The organism is Arthrobacter sp. K41 (assembly GCF_059089645.1).
Map to the genome: position 1 here is coordinate 147,697 of NZ_JBNHEW010000001.1, position 12,087 is coordinate 159,783.

The window sequence follows — 12,087 nt, forward strand, 5'->3', positions numbered from 1 at the left end:
GGCACGTCTACCACCTGAAGGAGGGGTCATTGGGAATCTTGGACACCATCCGGAATCCGCAGGACCTGAACGAGTTGTCCGAAGAACAGCTGGAGCAGCTGGCTTCGGAGGTCAGGGATTTCCTGATCACGAACGTCTCGCAAACGGGCGGGCATCTCGGACCCAACCTCGGCGTGGTGGAACTGACACTGGCCGTGCACCGCATCTTCGACTCTCCCCGCGACAGCATTGTCTTTGATACCGGCCACCAGTCGTATGTGCACAAACTGCTGACGGGCCGCCAGGACTTCAGCACGCTGCGCCAGGAGGGCGGCCTCTCCGGCTATCCGTCCCGCGCCGAATCCGAACACGACATCGTCGAAAGCTCGCACGCTTCCTCGTCGCTGTCCTGGGCTGACGGCATCTCGCGCGCCCGGCAGCTCACCGGGGAAGGCGACCGGCACGTCGTCGCCGTGGTGGGCGACGGCGCGCTCACCGGAGGCATGGCCTGGGAAGCCATCAACAACATCGCCGCCGACAAGCGGCGCCGGGTGGTCATTGTGGTCAATGACAACGGCCGGTCCTATGCCCCCACCGTGGGCGGCTTTGCCGATTACCTCGCTTCCCTGCGCCCCACTATCGATTCCTTCCGCACAGCTCCTGCCTATGAGGTGGCGCTGGACTGGTGGAAGAAGAAGCTGCAGGACGGCGGGCCGGCGGGCCAGTTCACCTACAAGAGCCTGCATGCCATGAAGAAGGGCATTAAGGACTGGTGGGCGCCGCAGGGCATGTTCGAAGACCTGGGCATGAAGTACATCGGCCCGGTGGACGGCCATAACCTCCAGGCAATGGAGAACGCCTTGTCCACCGCCAAGCACTACGCGGGCCCGGTGATCGTCCATGCCATGACCGAAAAGGGCCATGGCTACGCACCGGCACGGGCGCACGAAGCGGACCAGTTCCACGCTGTGGGCATCATTGACCCCGAAACCGGGGAACCCACCGGCACCGCCGGGGCCCAGTCGTGGACCTCCGTTTTCGCTGACGAGATTGCTGCCATTGCCGATGAGCGGAAGGACGTCGTCGGCCTCACCGGCGCCATGCTCATTCCGGTAGGCCTGCACAAGTTCGCGGCCCGGCACCCGGAGCGGGTCATCGACGTCGGAATTGCCGAACAGCACGCCCTGACCTCCGCGGCGGGCATGGCGTTCGGCGGCCTGCACCCCGTGGTTGCCGTCTACGCCACCTTCCTGAACCGGGCCTTCGACCAACTCCTGATGGACGTCGCCCTGCACAAGGCCGGCGTGACGATCGTCCTGGACCGTGCGGGTGTGACAGGGCCGGACGGCGCCAGCCACCACGGCATGTGGGACATGTCCATGGTCCAGATCGTCCCGGGCCTCCACTTGGCTGCGCCCCGGGATGCCAGCAGGCTGCGCGAGGAACTCCGGGAGGCCGTAGCCATCGGCGACGCGCCCACCGTGGTCCGGTTCTCCAAGGGATCCGTAGGCGCCGAAGTGGAAGCACTCGAACGGCTCAGCGACGGCGTGGACGTCCTGTCCCGCAGGCCCAGCGGTTCCACCGAAAACGATGTCCTGATCATCTCAGTGGGTGCCATGTCCGAGCTCGCCCTCGATGTGGCTAACCGCCTCGGCGCGCAAGGCATCAGCACCACCGTGGTGGACCCGCGCTGGGTGCTCCCCGTTCCACGCTCCATCATCGCCCTGGCATCCCACCACCGCCTGGTGATCTGCATCGAGGACGGCGTCCGCGCCGGCGGTGTAGGCTCCCGCATCCGCCAGGAAATGCGCGCAGCAGGCGTGGACACAGCCCTGAACGAGGTGGGCCTGCCGGTCGAATTCCTCGACCACGGCACCCGCAAGCAGGTCCTGGAACGCGTGGGCCTTACGGCGCAGCAGATAACGCACGACGTCGTAGCCCAGGTCCTCGGGACAAAGGTCCCCTTTGCGCGTCCCCTGCCCGGCCAGCAGCACCCCACCACCGGCAGTCTTCCGATCCTGTGAGGGGCGAGGACCTACTGAAGTATCCGGGCGTCCTGGGGGAGCCGGAAGCTGAAGACCAGCCCGGGACGAGCCGCGAACCGCAGCACCTGGAACCCGGCCACCTGGTCGTCGCACGGAACCGGAAGTGGAACGGCAAAGCTCATTGGGTTGTCCCTGGGCGCTACCTGGGCGAGGACCGGCATGGCTGGTGGATTTTCCAGGGAACCAATGAATTCTGCTCCCGGCCCGGTGCTGCCTTCTACACCAAGTCCGACGCCGTACTCCTTGTGCCGCGCGAGGGCGACTGGGTTGCCACCTTCTACGACGACGCGCACCCCGGTGGTGTGAGGATCTATATAGACCTGGCCGTAGCGCACGAATGGCACCCCATCCGGCCGGCCGTGACGGAGTTCCATGTCATCGACATGGACCTTGACGTGGTGCGGACAGCAGGGCGCGGCGTGTTCATTGACGACGAGGACGAGTTTGCCGAACACCGCGTCGCCATGGACTACCCGGCAGCCTTGGTGGAAACTCTCGAGGCCTGTGCGGACGAGCTTTACCAGGCCGTTATGGCACAGCAGGCACCCTTCGACGGCACGGACGTCGAATGGTTTACAAAGGGACGTTCATGAGCGGAATTGTCAGGGTCTACAAACGGGACGAAGAGGGCACCCTCCATTTCCGGGAAGCCTGGTTCGATGAGGACTACAACCAGTTCCTGATGAACTACGGAGTTGTGGGGCACCAGAGCAAGACAGAGGAAACCGATGTCCCGGATGCGGCTGCAGCCGAAGGGCTGTTGGACGCCTTTGCCGTGCAGTGCGCCGGGGACGGCTACGCCGAAATCCCGGACGAGGAACAGTTCTGGGTAGTGGCCCAGTTTGCGCTCAAAACCAGGGAAGGTACCGACAGGGACCGCTACCTGGAAGAAAAGGCGACCGACGCCCTCATCAGCCATCTTGCCTGGCGCGGACTCGGAACTGTGGAACGCTCCGAATTCACGGACTACAAACTCAACATCTTCTGCCTCTGCCCCGACGTGAACAAGGCAGTCAGCGCCATCAAGGTGTGCAGCCGCGGCGAAGACCTGGACTTCACCAAGCTCAGCATCGGTGCGGCACCCTACAGCGATCCGCAGAACTTCAAGCTCAAGCACTCCGCCAAGCCCGCCAGCACCTTCAGCCTTTAGGAGCGTCCGTGACCACCTACCGCCGCGTCGGGAAGTCCGGCCTGACCGTCTCCACCGTCGGGCTGGGCTGCAACAACCTGGGCCGGGCCAGTACCGTCACGGAGTCGCAGGAGGCCACCAACGCCGTGGTCCACGCGGCGGTGGATGCCGGTATCACCCTGTTCGACGTCGCCGACACCTATGGCCGGGAACCCGGACTAAGCGAAACGATGCTGGGCAAGGCCCTCGGGAACCGGCGTGCCGGCGTCGTGCTGGCCACTAAGTTCGGCATGGACATGAAGGGCGCAAGCGGGCCGGACTTCGGTGCCCGCGGCTCACGCCGCTACATCGTCCAGGCCGTGGAGGCCTCGCTGCGGAGGCTGGCCACCGATTGGATCGACCTCTACCAGTTCCACACCCCCGATCCGCTGACCCCCATTGACGAAACACTGTCCGCACTGGATGCCCTCGTCAGCAGCGGCAAGGTTCGGTACATCGGGCATTCCAACCGTGCAGGCTGGCAGATCGCCCAGGCGGAGTACGTGGCCCGCGAACTCGGCAGCGTCCGCTTCATCTCCACCCAAAACCACTACAACCTCCTGGACCGGCGGGCCGAGCTTGAGGTGACACCGGCAGCCGAAGAGTTCGGGCTGGGGGTCCTGCCGTATTTCCCCCTGGCAAACGGACTGCTGACCGGCAAATATTCGCCCGGGCACGCCCCGGACGGTTCCAGGCTCAGCCACACCCGCAAGCACCTGGTCCACGACGCCGACTGGGACCAGCTGGACCGGTTCAGCAGCTTTGCCAGGGACCGCGGGCTGACCGAGATCCAGGCCGCTTTCTCCTGGCTGGCGGCCCAGCCCTCCGTGGCCAGTGTCATTGCGGGCGCCACCACGCCGGCGCAGGTCCGCCAGAACGCGGAATCGGCGGATTGGCTGCCTTCGGAAAAGGACCTTGCGGAGTTGGACGAAATTTTCCCTGCCGCTCCCAAGGTGGCTCTGTTCTAGGCCGGCCATGACAGCCTTCCTGCTGGACGTCGACACCGGCATCGACGACGCCCTGGCCCTTGCCTACCTTGCCGCCCTGCATGACACGGAATTCGTCTCCGTCACCGCAACCCCGGGAAACGTTGACGTGGACCAGGTGGCGCGCAACACCCTGGCGTTGCTGGAGCTCTGCGGCCGAACGGGGGTGGAAGTGGCTATCGGCGCGCGCGGGCCGCTGGCCATACCGCTGCTGACCACCCCCGAAACCCACGGCCCCCAGGGAATCGGCCACGCAGTCCTGCCCGAACCGGCCGGCACTGTGTCGCCCCGCAACGCCGTCGACCTGTGGGTTGAGCACGCCAGGGCACGGCCGGGGGAGCTGACCGCGCTCATCACCGCACCCCTGACCAACTTTGCGCTGGCGCTCCGGCAGGAACCGCGACTGCCTGCGCTGCTGGCCAAAGTGGTGATCATGGGCGGCAGCTTCTACCACCAGGGCAACACAACGCCCACCGCAGAATGGAACACGCACGTGGACCCGCACGCGGCCAAGGAAGTGTATGCCGCTTTCCAGGGCTTGCCGCCGGAAAAGCTGCCCATCGTGTGTTCCCTGGACACCACCGAGCGGATGGAACTGCATCCCGAACATGTCCGGCAGCTGGCAGAGGCGGCCGGGGCAAGGGTTCCGGAACTGGTGCTGCCCGACCAGCCGGAGGGCCAGCGCAGCAGCTCCGACAACACCCTGATCCGGCACCTTTCCGATGCGCTCCGGTTCTACTTCGAGTTCCACCGCCACTACGACCAAGGCTATCTGGCCCACGTCCATGACTACTTCGCCGCCGGCGTCGCGGCAGGAACACTGGACTTCGAGGCCCGCCCCGCCACCGTGGACGTGGAAACCGGATCGAAGATGCTGATGGGCACCACCGTCGCCGATTTCCGCGGCCTTTGGGGCCAGCCGCCGAACGCCCGGGTGGTGTCCGCCAACCATCCCGGCGCTGCCTTCCGGGAGCTGGTGTTGGCCGTCGGAAATCTGGCCCGCCGCGTGGGCTGAGCCTTGACCGGGTCCCCATCGCGGAGGCGCCCGTGCACCGGTAGAATAGTCCGCGGACCGGACAGGCGCAGCTGCCTGGCCGCAGCTGCCGAGGTGACATACGCAGCGTTCCATCCCGGCCCGGGATTCCCGGGCCGGCCGTGCGCACCCCTCTAAGGAACTCCATGTCATCGCCCTCCCTGACGCTGCCGTCCCCGGCACCGGCCGCCGCCCGCAAACGACGGGTACTGGAAATCCTCGGCGCCCTGGCCATCGCCGGCACCTACGTCTACCTGGTCCTCAACCAGCCCGCAGACATCACCGGCGGGCCAGGCAGCGCTTCGGCCCTGATCGCACTGTCCGGTTTCCTCGCCGGCGCCGTCCTCCTCGTTGTTGCAGTCCTGCCCACCCTGCCCACATCAACCGTGGTGCTGATCCCGGTGGCCCTTGTGCTGAACATCGTGCTCGGACAGTTCGTCGGCAGCACCCTGGTCCCGTTCTACCTTGACGCGATCGGTACCGTCCTCATTGCGGTCCTCGCCGGCCCGGCTGCCGGGGCAGCAACCGGTGCGTTGAGCAGCATCGTCTGGTCCTTCTTCAACCCCACCGTGCTGCCGTTCGCGGCCGGTGCGGCACTGATCGGTTGCCTTGCCGGGCTGGCTGCCAAGCATGGTTTCTTCCGCCGTTTCTACCTCGCGCCCGTCGCCGGGTTCCTCACGGGGATCATCGGCGGAGTGGTCTCGGCCCCGGTGGCCGCCTTCGTTTTCGGCGGTACATCCGGCGTGGCCACCGGAGCGATCGTCAGTGCCTTCCGGTCCATGGGGGACACCCTCCTGGCCGCCATCACCAAGCAGGCACTCATCTCCGACCCCATGGACAAAGCCATCGTGTTCACCGTGGTGGCCGTACTGGCCTACGCCCTGCCCCGCCGTGCAAGCCTGCAGTTTCCGTTTGTCCGGCGGCACCGGGTGCTGGCCGGCAAGGCTCGCGGACAGGGTTCCTGACCGCCTTCCCATGCGACTGCATCCGCTGACATCCCTCGCGGCTGCCGGCAGTACCGCGGTCATCACGACGGCGGCAGCGAGTTGGCCGCTGTCCCTCGCCGTGATCGCGGCCGCCATAGGTGTCTCGGCGTGGGGCGGGACGCTCCGCCGCCTGTTGCCCGCGGCAACTGCGGTCCTGGTGCCGCTGTGCCTGTCGCTGGTGGTCCTGCACGGCCTGTTTTTCCCCGAAGGGGCTACGGTGCTGGCCTCGTGGGGACCCGCGCGGATCACCACTGAAGGGTTGTCGTTTGTACTCCAGAGGGCAGCGCAGCTGGGCGCTGCGGTCCTGGCTCTCCTGGTGTTTTCCTTCAGTGTCAGCGTTCCGGACCTGGTGGCGGCGCTGTCCGCGAAGGGCGTCCGGAGCCGGGTTGCTTTCGTGCTGGCGTCCACACTGACGTTGCTGCCTGCCGTCACGTCCCGTATGGAACGTATCCGGCAGGCGCAGGAAGCGCGGGGGCTGGTGATTCGGCGCGGCCTGCTGCACCGGATGGCCGCTTTCCGGCTGCAGGCCGTTCCCCTGGTTTCAGCGCTGGTGGAGGACGCCGGAACCCGCGCTGCAGCCCTCGAGGCCCGGGGATTCGGCAGCACCGGCCCCAGCACCAGCTACCGGGACGTGCCGGACCGGCCCCTCGAACGGTTGCTGCGCGTCCTTTTGCTCCTGGCCGCTGTGGCTGCCGTAGTAGCCCGCGTGTGGCAGGCGGCGGCCTAGGTGCATACCTCCACTGCCCTTGGCGCAGGAATCAGCAGCTTTTCCTTCCACGGGGAAGACGCTCCCGTCCTTCAAGACGTGGCCATCTCCTGCGCCCCCGGGACCCTCACGGCAATCCTTGGTGGATCCGGAAGCGGCAAGTCCACGCTGGGCAGGCTTCTCGCCGGATGGCTGTCACCCGGCCGGGACGGGCACCTTCAGGGGCACCTCGAACTGGCAGGATCCAGGCTGGACTTTACCGGTACCGCCGGCGACCCGCGCCTCAACCCCGCCGAATGGGGTACCCGCGTGGGGTTCGTGCCGCAGGACCCCGCCGGAGCACTGTCAACTGTCAGGGCCACCGTGGCCGAAGAACTCGCTTTTGGACTCGAAAATGCGGGCCTGGACCGTGGAGCCATGCATGCCGCCGTGGAACGTACTGCGGGGCTGCTGGGACTTTCCCGGCTGATGTCCCGCCACCCTGACACCCTGTCCGGGGGAGAGTTGCGCCGCCTGGCCACCGGCTGTGCTGTGATAGCTGAGCCGGAGGTACTGGTCCTGGACGAGCCCTTTGCCTCCCTCGACGCCGCCGGGACGGGCGAACTGGTGCTTCTGCTGCGCAAGCTCGTGGCCGGCGGTACTTCCGTCGTCGTCCTCAGCCAGGTGATGGATGAGGTGCTGCTGGAGGCCGACCGGTGGATTGTCCTCGACGCCGGCACGGTAACCGCCAGCGGTGCGCCCACGGAACTGCACCAAGCGGCCGGTTGTCTGCCGCAGGCGATCCGGCGGCCCATCAGGCAGCTGGATTTCCAGAAGGCGTCCAGGACCACCGCAGCGGAGCCCGTCCTGGAGCTCCGGGGTGTGACCTTCGGGTATCACGGACGTCCGCGCCGGGTTGGGATGGCCAAGGCAGCCAGCCGCGGGGCCGCCGGGCATCACCGGATCCCGGTCCTGCAGGGAGTCGATCTCGTGCTCCGGCCGGGGGAGGTTGTTGCCGTTACCGGACCCAACGGGGCGGGCAAATCCACACTCCTTCGTCACCTCAACGGATTGGTGCGGCCAACATCGGGCAGCGTCCTGGTTGGTGGGAAGAACATTGCCGGCGTGCCCGCCGGGGAGGTCGCCGCGTCGGTGGGACTGCTTTTCCAGAACCCGCGCGACCAGCTTTTCGAACGGACTGCCGCACGGGAAGTCCGGTTCGGACTCGACCGGAAGTTCGGTGCCGACGAGGCTGCGGAAAGAACCGCTGCAGCTTTGGCCTCCGTGGGTTTGCCCGGAGCCGCCAATGACCACCCCGGCGAGTTGCCGTCCTCCGGCCAGCGGCTGCTCGCGCTGGCAACGGTCCTCGCCCGCAGGCCCTCCGTCCTTGCCCTTGACGAGCCCACGGTTGCACTGGACGGCAATGGCCTGGCCGTCCTGGACACCGCTGTGCGGTCCGCAGCAGCAGCGGGTGCCGCTGTGGTCCTGGTCACCCATGACGTGCCCTACGCACGTTCCGTGGCGCACCGCCTGTTGAAGCTCGACGGCGGACAGCTGCTGGAGGGCTGATGTCATAGGCGCCGTAACGCGAAAGGGCTCCGTCCAACGTGCCGGACGAAGCCTCTGCAATGCCCGTAGGGCTGGTGGGGACTAGCTTTCGACGGACTGGCCTGCCGGGCGGGAGGCCACCCCTGGCGGGAGGAACCGCTTGCCGTTGACCCGCTCGGAGGCCCCCACGCGGTCAAGGTAGGGCGTGATGCCGCCCAGGAACATCGGCCAGCCGGCGCCGAGGATCATGCACAGGTCGATGTCTTCGGGTCCGGCCACCACGCCTTCTTCGAGCATCAGGCCAATTTCCTCGGCAAGGGCATCCTGGGTGCGCCGCAGGACCTCCTCCGGTGTGGAGGGGCTGGTTCCGAAAGACATCAGGGACAACGTGGCCTGCGGGATCTCCCGGGTGCCGTCCGGGCCGGGGACCCACAGGCTCTTCACGCCGTTGTCGATCAGTTTCTGCAGGTTCGCGGACACCGGAAACCGGTCACCGAAGGCTGCGTGCAGCGACTCCTGGACGTGCTGGGCCACGGGGAGCCCCACCATGGCGCCGAGGGTGAAGGGAGTCATCGGCAGACCCATCGGCCGCAGGGCGTTGTCCGCCACCTCAGCGGGAGTACCTTCGTCAAAAGCGGCAGTGACTTCGCCCATCAGCCGCAGCAGGATCCTGTTGACTACAAATGCGGCGGCATCCCTGACCAGCACCCCCGTCTTTTTCAGCTCTTTGGCAAGCTCAAATGCAGTGGCCAGGACGGCGTCGTCGGTCCTCGGGGCACGGACAATTTCCAGCAGCGGCATAACGGCCACCGGGTTGAAGAAGTGGAAGCCCACCAGCCGTTCCGGGTGCTGGAGGTCCTTCGCCATTGCGGTGACGGACAGGGAGGACGTGTTGGTGGCCAGAATGCATTCCGGGGTGACGATTCCCTCGAGTTCGGCGAACACCTGCTTCTTGACGTTGAGCTCTTCAAAGACGGCTTCGATGACAAAGTCCGCGTCGGCGAAAACCTCCTTGGAAACGGACCCCGTCACCAGGGCCTTGGTTCGGTTGGCGGCGTCCTGGCTGATCCGCTTTTTGCCCAGCAGCTTGTCCACCTCGGCGTGGACGTAACCCACGCCTTTATCCACCCGGGCCTGGTCGATGTCCGTCATCACCACGGGAACCTTCAGTTGCCGCGCGAGAAGCAGCGCCAGCTGGCTGGCCATGAGGCCGGCTCCGACCACTCCCACCTTTGTGACCGGTCGCGCCAGCTTGCGGTCGGGGGCGCCTGCCGGGCGCTTGGACCGTTTCTGGACCAAATCCAGGAAGGCGTACACGGTGGCGCGGAACTCGTCGGTCTGCATCAGCCCGGCGAGGGTTTCGCACTCCAGCGCAGCGGACTCGGCCTGGGTCATGGTGCGGTTGGCTTCAAGGATGTCCAGGACCTTGGCCGGAGCGGGTGCGGCGTTGGACGTTTTGGCTTCCACCAGGGCCCGGCCGGCAGAAACGGCGGCGGCCCAGCGTGCTGCAGTGTCCGGGTGGGCGGGGTCGACGGCGTTGGCACGTTCCGCCTTGGCTTCGCCGGTGATGACTTTCGCGGCCCAGGCAAGGGACTGCTCCAGGAAGTCCGCAGGCTCGAACATCGCGTCGGCAATACCCAGCTCGAAGGCCTGGGGCCCGGTCAAAGTCCGGTTGTTGCTCAGCGGATTTTCGATCATGACTCGCACTGCGTTTTCCGGTCCGATAAGGCGCGGAAGGATATACACGCCGCCCCAGCCAGGCACCAGGCCGATGAACGCTTCCGGGAGCGCCAGCGCGCCGGCCCCTGTGGAGACGGTCCGGTAAGTGGACTGCAGGGCAATCTCCAGGCCGCCGCCGAGGGCTGTGCCGTTGATGAAGGCAAAGCTTGGCACCCCCAGGTTGGCCAGCGTGCTGTAAACGTCGTGGCCAAGCTGGGCCATCCATAAACCATGCTCGCGTTTGTCCAGGGTCTTGACCGTGGAGAGGTCGGCACCGGCAACAAGGTAGTAGGGCTTGCCGGTGACACCCACGCCGATGATCTCACCGCGGCGGGCCCGCTCCCGGAGTTCCTCCAGTACGGTGCCGAGTTCCACCAGCGTGTTCGGGCCCAACGTGGTGGGCTTGGAATGGTCCAGGCCGTTGTCCAGCGTGATGAGGCCGAACGTGCCGGGGCTGGGTTTTCCCGCCTGGGCCGGAAGTTCAATGTCCTGGACGTAGGAGTGCGTCACGGTTTCATGAGGAAAGAGGCTGGCAAGCTGGGTGAAATCTGCGGCGCTCATGCTGCTCCTTCGGAAACGGTTTCGGTGGTTGCGGCGGATACCCCTTGCCGGGCTCCGGTGTAGTCGGTGTGGAGAGGGTTCTCCCAAATGACGGTGGCACCCATTCCCAGTCCCACGCACATGGTGGTGATGCCGTACCGCACGGAGGGGTCCTCCTCGAACTGCCGTGCGAGCTGGTTCATGAGCCGCACACCGGAGGAGGCGAGGGGGTGCCCCACGGCAATGGCGCCGCCGTAGCGGTTGACCCGGGGATCGTCGTCTGCAAGGCGGAAATGTTCGAGGAAGCTCAGCACCTGGACGGCAAAGGCTTCGTTGATCTCGAACAGCCCGATGTCCCCGATGGAGAGCCCCGCGTTCTTCAGGGCTTTTTCGGTGGCGGGAACGGGGCCGATGCCCATGACCTCGGGCTCAACTCCGGCATAGGCGTAGCTGACCAGGCGCATACGGATTGGCAGCCCCAGCTCAATGGCGGTTTCGGCGGATGCCAGGATGGCGGCGGTGGCGCCGTCGTTCAAACCTGCGGCGTTTCCGGCGGTGACGCGGCCGTGGGCACGGAAGGGCGTGCGGAGGGTGGCGAGGTCAGCGATGGTGGTGCCTGGCCGGGGCGGCTCGTCCACGGTGTTCAGCGTCCAGCCCTGGCCCGGCTTCATGGTTGCTACGGGCACCAGGTCCTGCTGGATGCGGCCCGCACGCCGGGCCTCGTCGAATTTCTTCTGGGAGGCCACCGCATAGGCATCAGTCCGCTCCTTGGTGATGGAAGGAAAACGGTCGTGCAGATTTTCGGCCGTATTGCCCATGTTCAGTGCGGCTGGATCAACGAGCCGCTCGGACATGAACCGCGGGTTGGGGTCCGCCCCCGAGCCCATGGGGTGGTTGCCCATGTGTTCCACACCGCCGGCGATGACCACGTCGTAGGCGCCAAAACCGATTCCGCCGGCGGTGGAGGTGACCGCCGTCATGGCACCGGCGCACATCCTGTCGATAGCGAAACCGGGCACAGTCCTGGGGAGCCCGGCCAGGAGGGCTGCCGTCCGTCCGAGGGTCAGGCCCTGGTCGCCGGCCTGCGTGGTGGCGGCGATGGCCACCTCGTCAATGCGTCCCGGCGGCAGCGACGGGTTGCGGCGCAGCAGCTCCCGGAGGCACTTGACTATCAGGTCATCCGCCCGGGTGCCGGCGTAGATGCCTTTTTCTCCCGCCCGGCCGAACGGTGTGCGGAGGCCGTCGACAAAAACGACGTTCCGGACAGTGCGGTTGGACGCGCTGCTTCCGTTGTTGCTCACGTTTAACTCCTCATCGAGACGTAGGCGTCAGTCCACTGCCGCAGGGCGGCAGGCAGCTGAACGGCAATACTTTCGATGTTACTCGCGAGTAACTTAG

The 12,087-nt window shown here is 66.3% G+C and carries 10 protein-coding genes; 8 read left to right on the forward strand and 2 right to left on the reverse strand.

Going from position 1 to position 12,087, the window contains the following annotated elements:
* Nucleotides 1-29 precede the first annotated feature (29 nt).
* The 8 genes from dxs (at nt 30) to AC5RTE_RS00675 (ending at nt 8,451) form a co-directional block, all read left to right on the forward strand.
* Nucleotides 30-2,003, forward strand: coding sequence for a 1-deoxy-D-xylulose-5-phosphate synthase (gene dxs, locus AC5RTE_RS00640; RefSeq protein ID WP_494039493.1), 1,974 nt, complete (start codon nt 30-32; stop codon nt 2,001-2,003).
* Nucleotides 2,000-2,617, forward strand: coding sequence for a DUF402 domain-containing protein (locus tag AC5RTE_RS00645; protein ID WP_494039494.1), 618 nt, complete (start codon nt 2,000-2,002; stop codon nt 2,615-2,617). The genes dxs and AC5RTE_RS00645 overlap by 4 nt, the downstream gene beginning before the upstream one ends.
* A complete protein-coding gene (locus AC5RTE_RS00650; RefSeq protein ID WP_494039495.1) occupies nt 2,614-3,174 on the forward strand; it encodes a hypothetical protein in 561 nt (186 codons plus the stop codon). Before AC5RTE_RS00645 ends, AC5RTE_RS00650 begins: the two co-directional genes overlap by 4 nt.
* 8 nt (nt 3,175-3,182) lie before the next feature.
* A complete protein-coding gene (locus tag AC5RTE_RS00655) occupies nt 3,183-4,160 on the forward strand; it encodes an aldo/keto reductase (protein ID WP_494039496.1) in 978 nt (325 codons plus the stop codon).
* 7 nt (nt 4,161-4,167) lie between these two features.
* Complete coding sequence (locus AC5RTE_RS00660) at nt 4,168-5,193, forward strand: nucleoside hydrolase (protein ID WP_494039497.1); 1,026 nt, start codon at nt 4,168-4,170, stop codon at nt 5,191-5,193.
* Between the two features lie 164 nt (nt 5,194-5,357).
* On the forward strand, nt 5,358-6,176 hold the full coding sequence (locus AC5RTE_RS00665; RefSeq protein WP_494039498.1) for an ECF transporter S component: 819 nt from the start codon (nt 5,358-5,360) through the stop codon (nt 6,174-6,176).
* Between the two features lie 10 nt (nt 6,177-6,186).
* The gene (locus AC5RTE_RS00670) at nt 6,187-6,924 is read left to right on the forward strand and encodes an energy-coupling factor transporter transmembrane component T (RefSeq protein WP_494039499.1); all 738 of its coding nucleotides are present in this window, start codon (nt 6,187-6,189) and stop codon (nt 6,922-6,924) included.
* Nucleotides 6,925-8,451: an ABC transporter ATP-binding protein gene (locus tag AC5RTE_RS00675; protein WP_494039500.1), complete on the forward strand. Its 1,527-nt coding sequence runs from the start codon at nt 6,925-6,927 to the stop codon at nt 8,449-8,451.
* 81 nt (nt 8,452-8,532) lie between these two features.
* On the opposite strand, the gene AC5RTE_RS00680 is transcribed toward AC5RTE_RS00675, so the two are convergent.
* Together AC5RTE_RS00680 and AC5RTE_RS00685 are read right to left on the reverse strand one after the other, a co-directional pair.
* Complete coding sequence (locus AC5RTE_RS00680; RefSeq protein WP_494039501.1) at nt 8,533-10,710, reverse strand: 3-hydroxyacyl-CoA dehydrogenase NAD-binding domain-containing protein; 2,178 nt, start codon at nt 10,708-10,710, stop codon at nt 8,533-8,535.
* Nucleotides 10,707-11,990, reverse strand: a complete 1,284-nt coding sequence (locus AC5RTE_RS00685; protein WP_494039502.1) for a thiolase family protein — start codon at nt 11,988-11,990, stop codon at nt 10,707-10,709. The genes AC5RTE_RS00680 and AC5RTE_RS00685 overlap by 4 nt, the downstream gene beginning before the upstream one ends.
* Between the last annotated feature and the right edge of the window lie 97 nt (nt 11,991-12,087).

What these genes read in the sequence shown, in the direction of transcription:
- AC5RTE_RS00650 (WP_494039495.1), top strand. Translation starts at nt 2,614, where the DNA reads ATGAGCGGAATTGTCAGGGTCTACAAACGGGACGAAGAGGGCACCCTC.
- AC5RTE_RS00660 (WP_494039497.1), top strand. Translation starts at nt 4,168, where the DNA reads ATGACAGCCTTCCTGCTGGACGTCGACACCGGCATCGACGACGCCCTG.
- AC5RTE_RS00665 (WP_494039498.1), top strand. Translation starts at nt 5,358, where the DNA reads ATGTCATCGCCCTCCCTGACGCTGCCGTCCCCGGCACCGGCCGCCGCC.
- AC5RTE_RS00670 (WP_494039499.1), top strand. Translation starts at nt 6,187, where the DNA reads ATGCGACTGCATCCGCTGACATCCCTCGCGGCTGCCGGCAGTACCGCG.
- AC5RTE_RS00680 (WP_494039501.1), bottom strand. Translation starts at nt 10,710, where the DNA reads ATGAGCGCCGCAGATTTCACCCAGCTTGCCAGCCTCTTTCCTCATGAA.